The following is a 19,739-nucleotide window of genomic DNA, read 5'->3' on the forward strand; positions in this document are numbered from 1 at the left end:
AGATTGATTAATATGAAACTAGGTTTAATTGGATTAGGAAAAATGGGATTCCCATTAGCAGAACATTTATATGAAGACAAGCATGAAGTAGTTGTATATGACGTAAATAAAGAACTTGTTGAAAAAGCAGGGGCTTTAGGAATTACTGCTCGTCATACATTAAAAGAAATGATCGCTGAACTAGAAGCTCCTCGTACAATTTGGGTAATGGTACCTGCGGGAGAAGTTGTTGAATCGGTACTAAAAGATGTATATCCATTATTAGAAGAAGGCGATATCGTTATTGAAGGCGGAAATTCATTCTATAAAGATACGTTACGCCGTGCTGAAGAAGCGAAAAGCTTTGGTTTACATTACGTAGATATCGGTACATCAGGCGGTGTAGAAGGAGCAAGATACGGTGCTTGCTTAATGGTTGGTGGAGAAAAAGAAATTTACGATCAATTAGAACCTTTATTTAAAGATTTAGCAGTAGAGAATGGGTATTCTTATGCAGGCCGCGTCGGAAGTGGTCATTTCTTAAAAATGGTTCATAACGGCATTGAATACGGAATGATGCAAGCAATCGCTGAAGGATTTGAAGTGTTAGATAAAAGTGATTTTGATTTCAATTATGAAGATGTTGCAAAAGTATGGGCAAACGGATCGGTTATCCGCGGTTGGTTAATGGACTTAACTGAAAAGGCATTTGCAGAAGATCCTAAACTAGATGGAATTAAAGGTGTAATGAACTCTTCAGGAGAAGGGAAATGGACTGTTGAAACTGCACTTGAACTGCAAGCTGCAGCACCGGTAATCGCAATGTCATTATTTATGCGCTATCGTTCTCAAGAAGATGATACATTCCACGGAAAAGTAGTTTCAGCTCTTCGTAATCAGTTCGGTGGACATGAAGTTGTGAAAAAATAAGGATGTTTTTGAAAAGAAACTTGTGTATAAGCGCAAGTTTCTTTTTTATTGCTTAAGAAATAACTAATTTAAAAATAGCAATCAGTCATTGTTTTCGTCAGTAATAATTATCACATTCTAGCTAATGTCCCAACATAAAAATAAGAATAAATAAAATGAAGTTTTCATAAATAGTAAAAGGATGATTATGTCATCAGTGTAGCTATGAAATGGTGTTACATATGAAAAGAGCGTGTTAATAAAATATGAGGTGGTTAAATGGGAAATGAGAAAGTGAAGAATGCAGGGGAAGAAAAAAAGTTATGTCTTTGTATGATTGTTAAGAACGAGTCTAGAATTATGGAAAGATGTTTAAATGCTACAAAATCAATTGTAGATTTTGTTTCTATTTGTGATACGGGATCAACTGATAGTACACCTGAAATTATTGAAAATTGGTGTAAAGAAAATGATATCCCTGGAACAGTTCATCATGAACCATTTAAAAACTTTGGTTATAACAGAAGTTTAGCAGTTTCATTGGCGCAACAAACATATCCAGAAGCAGATTATTTATTAATATTAGATGCAGATATGATATTAGAAGTTGATCCGAGGTTTGATAAGACTAGTTTAACGGAAGACCATTATCTTACATTGCAATATGATATTCATATTAAGTATTGGCTTACACGCCTTTTAAAAGCTTCTTTACCATGGAAATCTGTCGGTGTTACTCATGAGTATTGGGATATAGATCGTTCCAAAGTTGGTGCGAATTACAATACGAGAGTAGCTAGGTTAGAGACGCTTGTCGTTAACGACCCTGGGGATGGTGGGAGTAAAGCTGATAAATTTGAGAGAGATGAGAGATTGTTGTTAGAAGGGATTAATGATCCAGAAACAACGCCTGATTTGCATATAAGATATTTATTTTATTTAGCCCAAACTTATTTTCATTTAAGTCAATTTGAAGATTCGATTAAATGGTATAAAAAACGAGTGGAAGCAGGCGGATGGGTTGAAGAGGTTTTCTACTCGTTATTGCGAATAGGCTTTTGTTATGAACAATTAGCAAACCGTTCAGCAAATAAACAACATGAAGTAACAGAAGCAGATGAAAAAGAAAATGCTAAGACGCAAGAAGAGCAATATACAGCGTTAGCTATTCTTTATTTTCAAAAAGCGTGGGAATATCGACCAACTCGGGCTGAGCCATTATACCAACTTGCAAGAATGTATCGATTAAAATCTCAAAATAATATTGCTTTGATGTATGCCCTGCAAGGGAAGGAAGTTCCTTTTCCGAATAATGATCTTCTATTTGTAGATTATCATGTGTATGATTACTTATTTGACTATGAGATTTCTATAAGTGCTTTTTATATACCACATAAAAAACATTTAGGTGCAGTATCACAAAAAGTTTTGGAAGCGAAAAAAGAAGAGTTACCGTTGCATATAGCAAATATGGTAGAAAGTAATGCAAAATTTTATTAAATACAATGTCGGTTAAAGGAGTAGTGGAGTAATAATGGAATTAATACGATGGGCGCTAGAACTAGGGGAATCTGTGCATGGAAATACGTATGAAGAATTGTTACCACTACTAGATTATTATTATGATCGAGATCATTTAAAAGCGTATTGTGTAGCGAATCTTCTTTTAAATATGGATGTAGCAGATGAGCATCGGCAAAGAATTGAATTAAGAAGGTGTATTGCCGCTTATTATGCAGGATTATATAAAGTGGCAAAGAAACATGCAAATGAGCTTTTACTTAAATATCCGGATGTGGATTTATATAAAAATAATTTAAGGCTAATGGAAGCATATTTGAATAAAAGATATGATTATTGTCTGTTTATATGCCCAAAGACGTATGGTAGTTTCATAGATGTCGCACGTGCTTTGAAATGGCGATTGGAGCAAGAGGGAAATACAGCAATCATATCAGAAACAATACTAGAAAATGTGGGGAATACAATCGTTTTTGGAGCGCATACATATGCACATAACCCGAATTTACTTCCGAAAAATGCAATTATTTATAATTTAGAACAGCTATATGAAGGAAGTCCTTATGCGCATCCCCTTTATTTAATGTTATTAAAAGATAAGGAAATTTGGGATTATAGTAAACAAAATATAGAATGGTTAAAACAAAAAGGAGTAGGAAGAGAAATAAAACATGTGGAAATGAACTATGCTCCAACTTTAGAAATAAAAAAAGATGCATTTGAAGATGGGATAACTGAAGACATTGATATATTGTTTATAGGTGCTCTTAACCCGAGGCGGCAAGCTATTTTTGATCAATTAAAAGCAATTGCCCCGCATTTAAATATCGTTTTTAAAAATAATGCGTGGGGAATTGTCAGAAATGAGTTAATTGCTAGGTCTAAAATTATATTAAATATTCACTTTTACTTATCGGGCATTCTAGAAACACCGCGAGTTTCTTATGCAGTGGCAAATAAGAAATTTATTATTTCGGAAAATAGCAATCTAGAGGACGAGATAGAGTGGCCAGGAATTGTCTTTACTCCGTATGAAAACATAATAGAAAATATTATGAAATATGTAGCATTACCAGAAGAGCGTATTCAATTAGCAGAAAAAGCGTATACCCATTTTGAAGCAAAAGGAAGCAAAGGCATACTGAGTCATAAAGAGGAGGAAAAGTAATTGTGAAGAACTCATACTTTCGTATGAGTTCTTTTTTACGTCTATCATATTATTTTATCAAGCTAGTTCCTTCTTTATATTGTGTTTTGTATAGAAATTTCTGATAATATATAAGTATAACTGGAAAACAAAGGGGAGAAATAATTATGAAACTAGTCGTTATTAACGGTACGCCAAGAAAATTTGGTAGAACTCGCGTGGTGGCAAAATATATTGCGGATCAATTTGAAGGGGAATTATATGATTTAGCGATAGAAGAGTTACCATTATATAACGGGGAAGAATCACAACGTGAATTAGAGGCGGTAAAAAAATTAAAGGCGTTAGTGAAAGCGGCAGACGGTGTAGTACTTTGTACACCTGAATATCATAATGCAATGAGTGGGGCGTTGAAAAATTCGTTAGATTACTTAAGTAGTAGTGAATTTGTTCATAAACCTGTCGCACTACTTGCAGTTGCAGGAGGCGGTAAAGGTGGAATTAACGCATTAAACAGTATGCGCATTGTAGCTAGAGGGGTATACGCAAATGCAATCCCAAAACAAGTTGTGCTTGATGGACTTCATGTACAAGACGGTGAACTGGGAGAAGATGCAAAACCATTAATTCACGATTTAGTGAAAGAATTAAAAGCATATATGAGCGTATATAAAGAGGTGAAAAAGCAACTAGGAGTTGAGTGATAATGTCATCTCTATATAAAGATTCACGCTTGTATTTCATTCTGGGGGCCAATAGTCTATCAGCTATTGGTTCCGGAATTGTAATGATAACGATTCCGTGGTTGTTAATTAAAGAGAGTGGAGGGGAGACAACGTTTGGTTATGTATCCATTATCTCAACACTTATTATGTTTTTGTTAACACCATTCATTGGGCAAAGTATTGATCGTTTTTCAAGAAAATCTTTATTATTATGTAACGAAGGAATTGGAATAGCTGTAATTGGAATAATGGTTATATGGGGATTCGCTGGGCAACCTTATCATTCTATTCACTATATTCTAATATATATAGCAGGGTCATTTTACTATTTATTATTTTATCCTACAATATTTGCGTTCAACCAAGAGATATTTCAAGCAGAACATTATAAAAGTTTAAGGGGAACGATGGAAATACAAGGACAGTTAACGCAAGTTATTTCTGGAGCGGCCGCGAGCTTCCTAATTGAAGTTGTGTCTTTGAAGTGGATTTTGTTTGTAGATATGTTAACTTTTACAGGAGCGTTTTTGCTGTTTTTATGTATACCGTATGTCAAGAAAAAAGAGATTAAAAAGAAAATAACATTTAAGAAGCAATTGTTCGAAGGAATTCACTTTATGAAAAAACGTCCTAAGCTCTTTTGGTTCTTACTCGCCACGTATATGCCGTTTATAGGTGTTATGATGGCAAATTATTTAATACCAGTTTATATTTCGGATATACTTAAAGCTAATGCCTTTGTATACGCGATAGAGGGAATGATGTACGGTGTTGGAGCGGTTGTTGCAGGAATCTGTATTCCGCTCATAATGAAATATGTCAAAACAGAAGTTTCAATCGTTATAACGATGTGCATTTATGTAATTTCAATTACCGCAATGATTATTGAGCCTTCCGTAATGTTTTTATACGGACTTTCGATTTTTCATGCAGTTGGAAATGCGGGTACAAGAGTGGCGAGAAATGTATTGATGATGGAGGAAATCCCAAATGAAATAATGGGACGTGTAGATAGCTTATTTCGCTTAATTGGTACAGGAATACGCATTGTATTATTAATGTTGTTTACAGCCGGCGTATCAAAAGCAGGGGTAATGCTCCCGTTTTACGTACTTAGCTGTATATTGATTCTATCATTAGGAATAGCTCTTTATTATGTATATTCACAACGTAAAGTAGGGACGAACGTTTCTAATAAATCAATCGTTTAAAAAACCTTCTCCCTTCCAATCTTTTTTTATATAATAAAAAGAAAGGGAGTGCAAACATATATATGAACAAATGGATATTACTTATAATCGTATTATTACCACCACTATACATTCTTTATATGACGTTTCGAATGAAGCAGGTTGCTCGTGAAAAATTGAGCCATCACTCTCCGTACGTTCTTATATTAGGTGCAAAATTATTTGGAGATAAACCGTCTTTATCTCTTCAAAACCGTTTGGATGTAGCATTGGAATATTTAGTTTCTCATCCTACAGCGAAAGTAATTGTTTCAGGTGGTCAAGGAGAAGATGAAGATATACCGGAAGCTCATAGTATGAGAAATTATTTAATGGAGCGTGGTATAGATGATAGTCGTATATTAATAGAAGATCAATCTACAAATACGTATGAGAATTTAAAGTTTAGTATAGATTTATATAAAGTAAAACATGCGGTAGTTGTAAGTAATACGTATCATTTGTTTAGAACGAAAATAATTGCAAAGCGTTTAGGTATAAAGATGGAGGCACTAGCTGCTGAAACGCCAATGCGCTCTAAGAGAAAAATGTATGTGCGTGAATATGCCGCTATTATGAAAACAATATTGTTAGACCGTTAGAGCTCAAATGTGAGCTCTTTTTTTGTAGAATAATGCGTATCATTTGAAATGAATTCCATATTCCATCAAAATAAAGGAAACAACGATAAAGGAGTTGTATTTGTGATTCAGTTTAATCAAGTGTCAAAATCATATGAAGATGGCACAAAAGCAGTGGATGCATTGCATTTAGAAATTAAAAAGGGAGAATTTTTTGTCCTTATTGGTCCAAGTGGTTGTGGGAAAACAACGACAATGAAAATGATTAATCGTTTAATTGAAACGACAGAAGGCTCAATTTTAATCGATGGAAAAGACATTCAAAAATACAATATTAATGAATTACGCTGGGATATAGGATACGTGTTGCAGCAAATTGCTTTGTTTCCGCATATGACAATTGCTGAAAATATTGCAGTTGTTCCTGAAATGAGAAAGTGGAGCAAAGAAAAAATAAAAGCTCGTGTCGATGAGTTACTACAGATGGTTGGGCTAGATCCAGACGTATATCGCGATCGTATGCCGGATGAATTATCAGGAGGGCAAAAGCAGCGCGTTGGTGTCGTAAGGGCATTAGCCGCAAATCCGAAAATCGTTCTTATGGATGAACCATTTAGTGCATTAGATCCTTTAAGTAGAGAGCAGCTTCAGAAGGATATCGTACAATTGCAAAAGACGATTCAAAAAACAATTGTATTCGTAACACATGATATGCAAGAAGCATTATCACTTGGAGATCGTATTTGTATTATGAAAGAAGGAAAAGTTGTTCAATTAGATACACCAGAAGGAATTATACATAATCCGAAAAATGAATTTGTAGAAGAGTTCATTGGAAATCGTGGACGACCTTGGTATGAGGGGAAAAGTATAGAAGCTGTATTGCCACTTGATGAGAGTATGCGGGTAGAAGGGGATGCACTATCATTACATTCTTCTTTACAAGAAGCTCTAGTTCGTGTGAGAGCTGATGAAGTCGTTCCAGTTGAAGCAAATGGTCAATATGTTGGAGCTTTAACAAGTAGTCATATTGTCAATTATATTGTTGAACAAATGAAGGAAAGAGGCTAAACAGTGACTGATTTTATACAAACGTTCCAAGAACGAAAAATAGAATTACTAACTGCATTAAGTGAGCATTTACAAATATCACTTATTTCATTATTTTTTGCAGTAACTATTGCGGTGCCGCTTGGCATTTTATTAACGAGAAAAGAACGAATGGCTGAGTTTATTATAGGAACTTCTGCAGTAATGCAAACAGTGCCATCACTTGCATTACTCGGACTTTTAATTCCGTTGGTAGGAATTGGAAAACTTCCAGCCATAATTGCGTTAGTTGTGTATGCACTATTACCTATTTTGCGCAATACATATACAGGCATAAGGGAGTTAGATGAATCTTTAATCGAAGCAGCGAGAGCTATGGGGATGAATAGCTGGAAAAGGCTGTGGAAGGTAGAGCTTCCTCTTGCATTACCAATTATTATGGCCGGTATTCGTACGGCGATGGTATTAATTGTTGGAACAGCTACATTAGCAGCTCTTATAGGTGCTGGTGGGCTCGGTAAACTCATATTGCTAGGTATTGATCGAAATGATCATGCACTTATCATTTTAGGGGCCGTACCAGCCGCGTTACTCGCTTTATTCTTTGATGTAGTACTTCGAGTACTTGAGAGTCCGAAACGCTCTTCTAAGCGTGTTATATTGACGATATGTATGATTTGTATCATGATTGCTTCTCCTTTTCTTTGGAACACACAAAAGAAAGATATTGTTATTGCCGGCAAACTTGGGTCAGAACCTGAAATTTTAATTCAAATGTATAAGCAGCTTATTGAACAAGATACCGATTTACACGTAGAATTAAAACCAGGACTTGGAAAAACAGCATTTGTATTTGAAGCATTGAAATCAGGAGAAGTAGATATATACCCTGAATTTTCAGGAACAGCTTTATCTACTTTCGTGAAAGAAGAGCCTAAAAGCACAAATCGGGATGAAGTATATGAGCAGGCTCGCGTTGGAATGGAAAAGAAGTATAATATGGTGATGTTGAAGCCGATGGAGTATAACAATACATATGCACTAGCTATGCCGAAAAAAATAGCAGATCAAAATAATATAAATACAATTTCTGACTTAGGAAAAATGGCACAAGATGCTAAAGTAGGATTCACATTAGAATTTGCGGATCGTGAAGACGGTTATAAAGGAATGCAAAAATTATATAACTATAAGTTTTCAAATGTGAAAACGATGGAACCGAAACTACGTTATAGTGCTATTCAATCAGGGGATGTTAACGTAATCGATGCATATTCAACAGATAGTGAACTTGAGCAATACGGACTTAAAGTGCTAAAAGATGATAAAGGATTATTCCCACCATACCAAGGTGCACCGTTATTAAGAACAGAGACATTAGAAAAATATCCTGAACTTGAAAAAGTATTAAATAAATTATATGGAAAGATTACAGATGAAGAAATGCGAAAAATGAATTATGAAGTAAATGTGAATGGAAAAAGTAGTGAAGAAGTAGCGAAACAATTTTTACAAAAAGAGAATTTACTTCGTTAATTTTACAAGAAATATACAAATTTATATGTATGAAATGACCGTTCATTACAAAATGAACGGTTTTTTTGTGCATACTTATACATTTTTTCAAAAAAGTATTCCATTTTTCTTCATTTTCTTTTAGAATAAGTAATGTTTTCCTGAAAAAATATAAGAGAAACGTCTATTAGAGAAAAAGGTGACTTTAATAGTTGAACGAACATAACACCTAGAATGACAGATGGGGTGGTACAAATAGAAAAGAAGTTAGGGTTTTTTCCATTAATTGCATTAGTAGTCGGAACAATGGTTGGTGGCGGTGTATTTAGTTTACCGCATGATTTAGCAGTAGGAGCAAATAGTGGCTCTATAATAATTGGCTGGTGTATTACAGCGATGGGAATGATTCCACTCGCGCTCGTATATCAAACGTTAGCAAGAAAAAAACCAGAGCTTGAGGGCGGAATTTATAGTTATGCACGTGCTGGTTTTGGTGAATATATTGGATTTAACAGTGCATGGGGATACTGGCTCGCAGGAATTTTAGGAAACGTTGCAACAATTATGTTACTGTTTAGTACGTTAGGTTATTTCTTCCCGATTTTTAAGGGCGGAAATAGTGTTGCGTCTATCGTAGGTGCATCACTTTTACTATGGACACTTCATTTACTAATTTTATTTGGAATTCGTGAAGCTTCTATTATGAACGTTATTGCAACGATAGGGAAATTGGTTCCAATCGTATTATTTATTGTTGTAATGGTAACAGCATTTCGCTGGGATACATTTACACATGATTTTTGGGGAGAAGGAACTATTTCAGTTTCCTCTATACTTGGTCAAGTGAAAAATACAATGCTTGTAACTCTTTGGGTTTTCATCGGAGTTGAAGGAGCGGTAGTATTATCTGGAAGAGCCAAAAATAGCCGAGACGTCGGTAAAGCGACAGTATTAGGACTTATTTTAGTAATGTCTATTTATATTTTAATTTCTGTTTTATCAATGGGAGCGATGACAAGAGGAGAACTAGCAGTTTTAGAAACACCGTCAATGGGACATGTATTAGAACATGTTGTTGGAACGTGGGGTGCAGTAGCGATTAACATCGGGTTAGTTGCTTCACTTGTAGGTACATTAATAGGATGGTTTTTACTTGTTTCTGAAATCTCTCACGTAGCAGGAAAAGATGGTGTATTTCCGAAAGTTTTTACGAAAACAAATAAAAAACAAACGCCACATATGGCATTATGGATTTCAAATGGTGTTGCCCAAGTAATATTTATAATTGTTCTGTTTTCAGAATCAACATATCAAATTATGTATTTCATAGCGTCAACATCAATTTTAGTACCATATTTATTATCAGCGTTATTTCAATTTAAATTAGTTATTACAAACGAACTAAAAGATGCAAAAGTAAAAAACGGATCGTTAGCGTTAATTGCTTCTATTTATTCTGTATGGCTTCTATATGCAGCAGGTTTGAAAAATTTATTACTCGTTTCAATCGTGTATGGAATCGGGATTATTGTTTACATGTATGCAAGAAAAGAAAAAGGGAATCGTTGTTTTAGAGGTATTGAGAGATATGTAATGTGGGCAATTGTTATTGCAGCTATCACATCTCTTTATATGTTGTTGACTGGAAATATAAAAATGTAAAAGTCCTTTTAAATAAAGGGCTTTTTTCTTTGTCTAGAGAATATTTAATACATAAGATATTCAGGAGGGATGAAAATGGAAGAAAAAGAACAGTTGACCAGAATCGTTGATTTAGCGAGTGAAGTAAGGAAAGTATTAGTGCAAGAATCTTTTTTTAATCATCATCCTGAACTACGAGGAGTGATTGAAAATTTAGCAAGTGCTGTAGAGAATTTAGCGGAATTACAGCAACATAAAGATGAGAACGCTGAAGATCGTTTGCGATATGTACTTGCTAAAATGAAAATCGCACATAATGCCATTTTACAAGAGAAAAACGCATTTCCATCTCATTAATATACGTTTTCATTTTGAACCTGGCGGATAACGTCAGGTTTTTTGTTTCTAGTTTTTCTTTTCTTTCATACACTAAGAATAGTATGAAAAAAAGAAGGTGACGAAGGTGAAATTACATAAAGCTCTTCAGCCAAGTTTTATAAAACGAATGTACTATATGAGGTTTATCGGAAAGTTTATAAAAGCAGAGAAAGAGAAGAATGGAGAGAATTTCTTTGTACAATGCCTATCGCCAATGCCATTCACGTTACAAGAGCAATTAAAAGATGAACCATATGTATTTGAAGGGTTATGTAGTAATAAAAAGAATGAAAAGATCTTTTCAGAATTAAAGAAAAGAAAATTAGAAAAACAATTGGTTATGTTTCGACTCTATTATGAAAGAGGGCATATATACGCGGAATTAATTTGTACAGAAGAACCGCGAGAAATTGCAAATGGTTATAAAATGATTCCAGTACCTAAAGTTTCCAATTATAAAAAAGGGGAGTCTTTAGAAAGAAAACTTAATAATGGTTATTTGTCATTTCTAATGCCTAAATATCCGAAAGACTTTGAGCCTCCCGAATTATTGTGGCACGATGGAAGGCTATATGGAAATATATCGTTAAAATCATCATCAATTAGTTCAATCGCATATTTTGAACAGCAGCGGGAATGTAAGTATATAGAAATTAATGACTGGATGAAGTATGTAGAAATAGCAGTAGAAGATCAATTATATTTTGTAAGTAATCAAGTGTATGAGCAATTAAAAAAACGAATGACTGAAGAAGGTAAGCATGTAGAAGTAGAGGAAATAAAAGTGCAAAAGGATGAATGGGAATGGGATGAGCGTGAATCAGTCTTTTTACAATATGTAAAAAGTTATGTACGTAATAAAGGTCTATTTTTAGATGAAACGGACATTTATAATTTTCATATAAGTGCAAAAACCAATATGTTGACGATTCTTGGTGGTATACCGGGCGCTGGGAAATCACGTTTTGTGCACGCTTATGCAGAAGCACTTGGATTACAATACGGGGAAGAATTGGTTTGGATCCCGATTTCACCATCGTATCAAGAACCACATGATTTACTTGGTTATCTTCACCCTAATGGTACTTTTATTGAAAGTGAAACAAAATTAGTTAGGGCCTTAATAAAGGCAAAAGAAAATCAAAATCAGCTGTATATTATCGTTTTTGATGAAATGAATATGTCACATATTGAACATTGGTTTACTCCATTTCTATCTGTACTTCAACTTGAAAAGCAAAATCGTATTTTAAATTTATATGAAGGTGTACAAGAAGAAGAAAATCCAATTCCACCATCAATTGAAATTGGAGAAAATATTATATTTGTAGGTACTATAAATTTTGATGAAACAACGAAAGAGCTCTCAGATCGATTATTAGATCGGACGAATTTAATAACGTTACAAAAGATTCCGTTTTGTGAGATGTGTATGGAACAAGAGAAAGTTGTATTACAACCTCCTCTGAAAGTAACCGCAGGAGAATTTCGTATAAATTGGATCAGGAATAAAACGATGATTGAGGTGTTTTCTGGAGAAGAGTTAGAACTGTTAGATAAGTTACATGCTGTATTGTCATCACACGATGCGTCAAAGGGAATTTCTTTTCGGTGTGCAAACGCAATCGCTTCTTATTTGCAAAATATACCGTTCCAAAATAACCATTCCTATATGATCAGTAGAGAAGAGGGATTTGATTTACAAATTAAGCAACGTATATTGACGAAAATAAGAGGGACTGAAATGATGGTTGGATCGTTACTTTCTGAAGAAGTAAAAAGGGGAGCGACATTAGTACCTCTTTTGCAATCTTCACTTGCAAACAGAGTATCTACATTTGAACACTCTATAGCATATATAAGAGAAAAGCGTAGAGAACTGGAGTTGTATGGTTATGCAAAATGAAGGGCGATATGAAACCGAAATCGTTGATACGAAAGAAACGCTCCCTTTTGTATTAAAGTTAATCATTGGAACAGAGGCAAAAGGGGATTATATTTTATTAAATCGCCTTTGTACATCTACTACAGCATTAGTTCAATGTATTTATAAAGTACAAGAATTAAAACCAATTAGATTGCAATACCATTATGAAAATCCAATGAATATTACTTTTATATGGAATAAAGTATATGAGGGACAGAAGAATATAAAAGAGACAAAATATGAAATAAATGACAAAAAACAAAAGGTATTAATATATGAACATGGAAAAACAGAATTCTTTTATCCATGGCGTTGTGGTTTATATCATTTTGAGGTAAATATAGAAGATCGAAAGTATTATGGCGCTTTTCAAGTCGTTCCAAAAAATTTTTTTAATGATCAATTTGATATGATTCAAGACTATGTGAAGTCAATTTTAAATGAGTTGATTTTAGATAGAGGTTATTATAAAAAGACTTTCTCTGTGCTTAGTGATATTGAAGATTCTTCTTATTTAGTGTTACTTAGAAAGTTGCCGCAAAAAATGAAAAAGATAAAGCAAATTTTTAAGAAAATAGAATCGAGTTCAAAGTTTATACATGAATATAAATGGGAAGAAAAAGAGCGGAAAGCAACGAGAAAAGGAGCCGTAGTCGCGGAAAGAAAACCGTATGCAAAATATTATAATCGTAAGTTTATAGAACAAAAAAATAGTAAGGAAAATGCATTTCTTAAATTTAAAGCGATGCATTTTTATCTTTATTTACTTGAAGCGGAAAGTTTTTTGCGTCAAACAATTGAAATATTAGAAAGAGAGAAGAAGAAGAAATCAGAAGAATTTCAAGCTGTAAAAACGATTATACAAACAATTGAGCGTAATGGATCAGTGACCGATAGAGAGAAACAGAAATATAAAAATATACATTTACTAAAAGAGGCGGATTTACGAAAAAGTTCCATGAAGATACAAGAATATAAAATATTAGCGCATTTTGTACATGAAAGTGTACAATATTTTCAAACTTTAATGCATTCTCCATTTTGGAGAGAAGTTTCTGAAACGGGTAAGATGAACTCATATAATTTACCGATACCACATAAACAACTACTACAGCATTTAGATTTACTTCCACAATACACAGATCAATCTCCATCTTTATTATTTGTTTATAAACCAACATTTTTAGTGTATGAATATTACGCTTTTTTTATCGTTATTTCCATGTTAGAACATATTGGTTTTGAGGCTAGAAATTCCATTCGTGAACAAATACAAGAGCATTTTTATGTAGATGGATTGCAAGATGGAACGACAGTAGTTTTACACCGAGATGATATGAGAGTACATGTCGCATTTAATGATTTAATTGAAACACATCCTCTTATTGCATTAAGTAAAGGGAGTAACTTTTATAATGGAGAGGACACGAAGAAGCCAGATATTCGATTAGACTGTTATGTAAAGGAAGAAGAGAAATATGTATATCAATCTTCTATTATTATAGAAGTGAAGTATAGCCCAATGTACAATATTTTTCAGCACGTTGGAAATACGAAAGCGACTGAGCAAATGTATAAGTACTGGTCTATAAAATATGTAGAAGAACAAGATGGAAAGCGAGTCTATCATCGAAGGGCTATTTATGAAGTCATTTGTGTATATCCAGGAAGTCATATGCATAGTAAAAAAATTGAGTCTGGATGTGGTGTGTTCTTGCAATTATATCCATATAAAACGAAACAAGGGGAAGAGAAATTAGCTGGAAAACATGGAATGGTACAAATTTTTGAGAAGTGGTTAAAAAGCATGAAGTAAAAGAAATCCTTTTTTATAAAGGATTTCTTTTAGATTAAGAAGAATTATATGCAGTATGGAAGATAGCTCTTTACGATATGAATTTGATAGTAATATAAATATGTTGTTAGCAGAACGCTACATGAGTAATAAAAGACGATTAAGATGGAATTTAATTCATTTTGCAGAATATAATAAGTCATAAATATTTTTAGTTGCATACGAAGATTTGTTCTTATATGATAGATAGTGAAAGCGTTATCAAAAACAGAGCGGCGATGGGAAAGGCGGGGAAATATGTTCCAGCGTGTTCAAACAAAGGAAGAACATTTTTGGTTCGAGCAACTATGGGGAGATTTTTGTGAAGAAAGAAACTTAATGTTCGTAGAACGTAATTTAAATCCATCACGATTTTTATTAATAGAAGATGAACATCATATCGGTACAGTAGAATGTATTAAGTATACGGTACCAGAGCAATCGAATTCTGAGTTTTTCTATCCGTTTTCTAAAAATGATTTAGTGAAAGATTTGAAAAATGTATATGAAATAGGCAAGTTAAGTATTGCGAAAACGTCTCGTGGGAGAGGGCATTTCAAAAGACTAACAGCCATTTTATTTATGCATGCATTAGAAACGAAAGCAGAATGGTATATTGCAGCAGTTACAAAAAGAATGTACATGTATTTATTAACACTCGGTTTTCCAATTGAACCGATAGATAAGCCATTTCAGTTTCATGATACTTTACAAGGTGTACCAGTACGAATTCATGCCCGAAAAGGGGCTACACATTTGTATTCTTTAAAAGAATTTCGAGATGTAATTCAAGGAAATGCTCATGCACAAGCATTAATCGCAGAATACAGTAAGAATATTATGTTAACCAAATAAATCAAAATGAATATGTATAATAAAGAGAATACTATTTTAAAATGAAATATTTCCTCATGAAAAAAGACCCTTATTATTTTAATAAGGGTCTAAAAATCATAATCCAAAAATACTAAAAATCATTTTACGGCGCTTCGGTTTCTTTTCACGTTCATATGTTGGTTTTGTATCGGGAGTAATATATATTGGTTCTTCTTTCTTGAGGGTAGCTTCTAGCTTTTGAATTCGCTCTAACATTTCCTCCATTTCACGACGGTGTTGTAAAAGTTGGTACGTAACAACATCATTCGCCTTATCTTGCATTTGTTCTTCCATTCGATCTAGCCTTCTCGTAATTGTGTTTAATTGAGCTGCTAATTGCTCAAAATCATGCGAGGATATGTTTTGAACAATTGTATTTACTTGAGTTTTTAATTCTTCAACATCGTTTGATGCTGCTTTTTGAATAGGGTTAGAGTTTTGGCACTGTTCTATTTGTGATAGATGGTATTCTAACATTTGATCTAAATCATCTTGTGTAAAAATAAAATGACCATATTTATTTTTTTCTATCGTAAGATTTAATTGTTGTGCAATCCGGACAACAGCCTTTGGGCTAACACCTAATTTTTTTGCGATAAATGGTGTTTTATATTCCAAAATAATCCCTCCTATATATATCCTGTTGAATGATTTCGATCTATGAAGGAAGTTCCCTTCTAGTGTGACAAAAGAAGTGTGGAATCGGCAAAGAAAGTGCTTTTTCACGAAATGAAGCTATGAAGAATATATCGTGTATATAAAAATGTTTTACCTTAAGGTTTAGAATTATTTGACTGAAGGAAAAGAATTAGATTATCATAATGATAAATATCTTTTTTATGTATGCATATAATATATAAAAAGGTGGTTGCTAATGTAGAATTTTGTTAGAGTATTAGAATGCTTACTTCACTTGAATAAAATTAAGTAGGAGGTGGCTTCCTTGCTTACAATGTAAGTAAGGAAAAGTATTTGGACATATATAGTATAAGTATAGTGATTGTTTTAATTGCCTTAACGGCATTTTTCGTTGCAGCAGAATTTGCAATTGTTAAAGTGCGAAGTTCACGAATTGACTATTTAATTGCAGAAGGAAATAATCGCGCAACATCTGTCAAAACAGTCATTACAAACTTAGACGAATATTTATCTGCTTGTCAGCTAGGTATAACAGTTACAGCTCTGGGAATTGGGTGGTTTGGTAAACCTGCGTTAAAGCAAATGTTTGACACGCTTTTTGTAAATTTGAACATTTCTTCCCAACTAGCAGACATTTTTGCTGTAATTTTAGTGTTTTTGTTTATTACATTTTTACATGTTGTAATAGGGGAATTGGCTCCAAAAACATTTGCGATTCAAAAAGCTGAACAAGTAAGTTTATTTGTTGCTAAACCGTTAATTTTCTTTTATCGTATGGCGTTTCCATTTATTTGGCTATTAAATGGATCAGCCCGAATGATTACGAAGTTGCTAGGGCTGAAACCACCGAAAGGGCACGATGAGGTTCATTCAGAAGAAGAATTACGGTTGTTAGTTTCAGAAAGTTACAAAAACGGAGAGATTAATCAATCTGAATATAAATATGTAAATAGAATCTTTGAATTTGATGATCGTATAGCAAAAGAAATAATGGTACCCCGAACTGAGATGCATATAATTAGTAAAGAAATGCCTACTGAAGAAGCTTTGCAAAAAATGTCTCGGGAAAAATATACGAGATATCCAGTTGTTGATGGCGACAAAGATCACGTAATAGGTTTTGTAAACTTTAAAGATATTTTCACAGATTTTGTGCAGCATAAGGCAGTAAGTAATAAGAAAGTAGAGCAATATATGAGGCCGATTATTTTAGTTATCGACTCTATCCCAATACACGACTTGTTTTTAAAAATGCAAAAAGAAAGAACGCATATTGCTATATTGATAGATGAATATGGTGGTACGTCTGGACTTGTTACTGTTGAAGACATTTTAGAAGAAATAGTTGGAGATATTCAAGATGAGTTTGATACAGATGAACAGCCAGAAATTCAACAAGTTAGTGAAACGAAAACGATATTAGAGGGAAAAGTGCTCGTAAGTGAAGTGAATACGTTGTTAGGATTAACGATTGATGATAATGGTGTTGATACAATAGGTGGATGGATTTTAACGAAGAATATAGAAATTGCTGAAGAGGATTTCATTGAAATTGAAAATTATAAGTTTTGCGTGAAAGAATTAGATGGACACTATATAAAGAGACTAGAAGTTACAAAAAGTGTAGAATCCATTGTTGTATTAGAAGATGAAAAGCAAATTTCATTACAAGAACAAATTAGTTCGTAGACTCTGCTATATGGCAGAGTTTTTTTGAGCATAATGTTTTTGGCAGAATAAGGGCTATGATACAATGACATAAGTCAGACCTTTCACTAGGTGAAGTATTGTTGTATACATATATTTGGAAGGGGAAGAATTATGAAAAAGCATTTATATATAAATGGAGATTGGAAGTCTGTAAACACGTATAAACCATTATACGCACCATATTCTGAAGAAACATTAGCGGAAATTGCACAAGGAACGGAAGAAGATGTACTAGAGGCTGTTACTGCTGCAAAAAATGCAATGAAAGAAATGAATACATTATCTGCATATGATCGTGCGACCATTTTAGAGAAGGTTGCACAAAAAATGGATGAAAGAAGAGAAGAGTTTGCACAGATTATTGCAAAAGAGGCGGCAAAACCAATACGTGCTGCGAGAGGGGAAGTAGATCGTACCGTTCAGACATACAAATTTGCAGCGGAAGAAGCGAAGCGTATATACGGCGAGACACTGCCACTTGATGCAGCACCTGGTGCAGATGGGCGTATTGCATACACTATACGAAAACCAATTGGGGTTATAGGGGCTATTACACCATTTAATTTCCCATTAAATTTAGTGGCACATAAAGTCGGCCCTGCAATTGCTGCCGGAAATACAGTTGTGTTAAAACCAGCTGATCAAACACCGTTATCGTCTTACGCTTTAGTTGAACTATTTGAAGAGGCAGGATTGCCAAAAGGAGCTTTAAATATTATTTCTGGTCCTGGTTCAACTGTAGGAGAGGCGATAGTTACAAATGATGATGTTGCTTCCATTACTTTTACAGGAAGTCCGAAAGTTGGAATTGGAATTAAGGCAAAGGCTGGGTTAAAGCGAGTTACGTTAGAACTAGGGTCAAATGCTGCAGTTATTATTGATGAAGATGTAGAATTAACAGATGAATTAATTGAACGTGTAAAATGGGGAGCATTTGTTAATAATGGACAAGTTTGTATTTCGGTACAACGTGTTTTTGTACAGGAAAAAAGAATGGATGAATTTCTTACAAAGCTAAAGAAAGCGATGGAAAAAGTTGTTGTTGGTGATCCACTGCTTGACGAAACGGATGTATCAGCTTTAATTTCGAAAAAAGATGTAGAGCGAATTGAAATGTGGGTGCAAGAAGCTATTAAGGAAGGTGCAACTGTTTTATACGGTGGTAATAAAAAGGATGCAAGAATTTTTGAACCAACTGTATTAACAAATGTTCCAGAGTATGTATCTGTACAGTGCCAAGAAGTATTTGGCCCACTTATGACAGTAAATACATTTAAAGAATTTGATGAAGCGATAGAGCAAGTAAATCATTCACGTTACGGTCTACAAGCAGGCATATTTACAAATAATTTGTTTAAAGCTTTGCGTGCAATTGATGAGCTAGAAGTTGGCGGTGTCATGATAAATGATATTCCAACGTTTAGAGTAGATCATATGCCTTATGGTGGTGTGAAAGAAAGTGGAACGGGGCGTGAAGGAATTAAATATGCAATAGAAGAAATGACTGAAATGAAATTAGTATGCATTAAAAAATAAAGTATAGGAAAACTTAAATACCACAATAAAAAACGAGTAGGAAATGTTTACGATTCCATACTCGTTTTTTTATTGTTTGTTTTACGTTTCTCAGAATGATTTCATTTAATCAAGTGTACCTTTTACTTCATTTCTTGTTTGAAAATAGCATCTTCTACATAAATTTGTTCTTTGTCGACAGCGGTGCTATGAGATAATACTAAACCGATTGGTGTTTCTGTACCTTTATTTTGAACAATTGTAAAAGGAACATTTTTTTCATTTGCTAATTTAATGTATTTAGATAAATGTGGGTAAGCAATGCCACCATTTAGGAATATTTGTAATGATTGAGAAGAGCGCATGCTACTAGCTACTTCAGAATATACATTACTTTGCATTACTTGACCGATAGTTAAAGCGATTTCTACACGCTCACGTAATGTAGTTAAATACATATTACGTTCTTCTGGTTTGTTCTGCTTTTGGCCGTAAATGCCTTCTTGGAGATAATCTTCCACATTTTTATTTACCATATTTTTCACACCTTTCATTTTCTATTG

The 19,739-nt window shown here is 33.8% G+C and carries 17 protein-coding genes; 15 read left to right on the top strand and 2 right to left on the bottom strand.

Translation table 11 applies throughout. From position 1 onward, the window contains the following. Window positions 1-12 precede the first annotated feature (12 nt). From gnd to VF726_RS05705, 13 genes are all read left to right on the top strand, one after another. Entirely contained in the window at window positions 13-909 is an 897-nt protein-coding gene (gene gnd, locus VF726_RS05645; protein ID WP_000765993.1) for a phosphogluconate dehydrogenase (NAD(+)-dependent, decarboxylating), read from the top strand. Window positions 910-1,167: 258 nt separating this feature from the next. Further along, window positions 1,168-2,388: a tetratricopeptide repeat-containing glycosyltransferase gene (locus VF726_RS05650; RefSeq protein WP_440166521.1), complete on the top strand. Its 1,221-nt coding sequence runs from the start codon at window positions 1,168-1,170 to the stop codon at window positions 2,386-2,388. Between the two features lie 34 nt (window positions 2,389-2,422). Further along, window positions 2,423-3,577: a glycosyltransferase family 1 protein gene (locus tag VF726_RS05655; RefSeq protein WP_440166523.1), complete on the top strand. Its 1,155-nt coding sequence runs from the start codon at window positions 2,423-2,425 to the stop codon at window positions 3,575-3,577. A 146-nt stretch (window positions 3,578-3,723) separates the two neighbouring features. Then, window positions 3,724-4,260 carry an NADPH-dependent FMN reductase gene (locus VF726_RS05660; RefSeq protein WP_440166525.1) on the top strand — a complete coding sequence of 179 codons (537 nt, stop codon included), beginning with the start codon at window positions 3,724-3,726 and terminating at the stop codon, window positions 4,258-4,260. 2 nt (window positions 4,261-4,262) lie between these two features. After that, the gene (locus VF726_RS05665; protein WP_440166527.1) at window positions 4,263-5,492 is read left to right on the top strand and encodes an MFS transporter; all 1,230 of its coding nucleotides are present in this window, start codon (window positions 4,263-4,265) and stop codon (window positions 5,490-5,492) included. A gap of 62 nt (window positions 5,493-5,554) precedes the next feature. Beyond that, window positions 5,555-6,112, top strand: coding sequence for a YdcF family protein (locus VF726_RS05670; protein ID WP_440166529.1), 558 nt, complete (start codon window positions 5,555-5,557; stop codon window positions 6,110-6,112). 102 nt (window positions 6,113-6,214) lie between these two features. Beyond that, window positions 6,215-7,162, top strand: coding sequence for an ABC transporter ATP-binding protein (locus tag VF726_RS05675; protein ID WP_440166531.1), 948 nt, complete (start codon window positions 6,215-6,217; stop codon window positions 7,160-7,162). Between the two features lie 3 nt (window positions 7,163-7,165). Beyond that, the gene (locus tag VF726_RS05680; RefSeq protein ID WP_440166533.1) at window positions 7,166-8,677 is read left to right on the top strand and encodes an ABC transporter permease/substrate-binding protein; all 1,512 of its coding nucleotides are present in this window, start codon (window positions 7,166-7,168) and stop codon (window positions 8,675-8,677) included. Window positions 8,678-8,890: 213 nt separating this feature from the next. Beyond that, window positions 8,891-10,318: a basic amino acid/polyamine antiporter gene (locus VF726_RS05685; RefSeq protein ID WP_440166535.1), complete on the top strand. Its 1,428-nt coding sequence runs from the start codon at window positions 8,891-8,893 to the stop codon at window positions 10,316-10,318. 75 nt (window positions 10,319-10,393) lie between these two features. Further along, a complete protein-coding gene (locus VF726_RS05690) occupies window positions 10,394-10,654 on the top strand; it encodes a hypothetical protein (RefSeq protein ID WP_048528867.1) in 261 nt (86 codons plus the stop codon). A 106-nt stretch (window positions 10,655-10,760) separates the two neighbouring features. Beyond that, entirely contained in the window at window positions 10,761-12,581 is a 1,821-nt protein-coding gene (locus VF726_RS05695; RefSeq protein WP_440166537.1) for an AAA family ATPase, read from the top strand. Next, window positions 12,571-14,418, top strand: a complete 1,848-nt coding sequence (locus VF726_RS05700; protein ID WP_440166540.1) for a hypothetical protein — start codon at window positions 12,571-12,573, stop codon at window positions 14,416-14,418. The genes VF726_RS05695 and VF726_RS05700 overlap by 11 nt, the downstream gene beginning before the upstream one ends. 276 nt (window positions 14,419-14,694) lie before the next feature. Next, window positions 14,695-15,291 carry a hypothetical protein gene (locus VF726_RS05705; RefSeq protein ID WP_087956354.1) on the top strand — a complete coding sequence of 199 codons (597 nt, stop codon included), beginning with the start codon at window positions 14,695-14,697 and terminating at the stop codon, window positions 15,289-15,291. A gap of 96 nt (window positions 15,292-15,387) precedes the next feature. Here the strand turns inward: VF726_RS05705 and racA are convergent, their stop codons facing one another. Beyond that, a complete protein-coding gene (gene racA / locus VF726_RS05710; protein WP_440166542.1) occupies window positions 15,388-15,930 on the bottom strand; it encodes a chromosome-anchoring protein RacA in 543 nt (180 codons plus the stop codon). Between the two features lie 354 nt (window positions 15,931-16,284). Between racA and VF726_RS05715 the strand changes: the two genes are divergently transcribed. Continuing rightward, window positions 16,285-17,640, top strand: a complete 1,356-nt coding sequence (locus VF726_RS05715; RefSeq protein WP_440166544.1) for a hemolysin family protein — start codon at window positions 16,285-16,287, stop codon at window positions 17,638-17,640. A 132-nt stretch (window positions 17,641-17,772) separates the two neighbouring features. Then, a complete protein-coding gene (locus VF726_RS05720) occupies window positions 17,773-19,197 on the top strand; it encodes an aldehyde dehydrogenase family protein (protein WP_440166546.1) in 1,425 nt (474 codons plus the stop codon). Between the two features lie 122 nt (window positions 19,198-19,319). Here the strand turns inward: VF726_RS05720 and VF726_RS05725 are convergent, their stop codons facing one another. Next, complete coding sequence (locus VF726_RS05725) at window positions 19,320-19,712, bottom strand: YueI family protein (protein ID WP_000247572.1); 393 nt, start codon at window positions 19,710-19,712, stop codon at window positions 19,320-19,322. Between the last annotated feature and the right edge of the window lie 27 nt (window positions 19,713-19,739).

Source organism: Bacillus sp. Brlt_9 (genome assembly GCF_051948935.1).
In the GTDB taxonomy this organism is placed as follows: Bacteria; Bacillota; Bacilli; order Bacillales; family Bacillaceae_G; genus Bacillus_A.

Coding starts and splice junctions, on each gene's coding strand:
- VF726_RS05700 (WP_440166540.1), top strand. CDS start 12,571: ATGCAAAATGAAGGGCGATATGAAACCGAAATCGTTGATACGAAAGAA.
- VF726_RS05650 (WP_440166521.1), top strand. CDS start 1,168: ATGGGAAATGAGAAAGTGAAGAATGCAGGGGAAGAAAAAAAGTTATGT.
- VF726_RS05690 (WP_048528867.1), top strand. CDS start 10,394: ATGGAAGAAAAAGAACAGTTGACCAGAATCGTTGATTTAGCGAGTGAA.
- VF726_RS05670 (WP_440166529.1), top strand. CDS start 5,555: ATGAACAAATGGATATTACTTATAATCGTATTATTACCACCACTATAC.
- VF726_RS05705 (WP_087956354.1), top strand. CDS start 14,695: ATGTTCCAGCGTGTTCAAACAAAGGAAGAACATTTTTGGTTCGAGCAA.
- gnd (WP_000765993.1), top strand. CDS start 13: ATGAAACTAGGTTTAATTGGATTAGGAAAAATGGGATTCCCATTAGCA.
- VF726_RS05655 (WP_440166523.1), top strand. CDS start 2,423: ATGGAATTAATACGATGGGCGCTAGAACTAGGGGAATCTGTGCATGGA.
- VF726_RS05660 (WP_440166525.1), top strand. CDS start 3,724: ATGAAACTAGTCGTTATTAACGGTACGCCAAGAAAATTTGGTAGAACT.
- VF726_RS05685 (WP_440166535.1), top strand. CDS start 8,891: ATGACAGATGGGGTGGTACAAATAGAAAAGAAGTTAGGGTTTTTTCCA.
- VF726_RS05725 (WP_000247572.1), bottom strand. CDS start 19,712: ATGGTAAATAAAAATGTGGAAGATTATCTCCAAGAAGGCATTTACGGC.
- VF726_RS05720 (WP_440166546.1), top strand. CDS start 17,773: ATGAAAAAGCATTTATATATAAATGGAGATTGGAAGTCTGTAAACACG.
- VF726_RS05665 (WP_440166527.1), top strand. CDS start 4,263: ATGTCATCTCTATATAAAGATTCACGCTTGTATTTCATTCTGGGGGCC.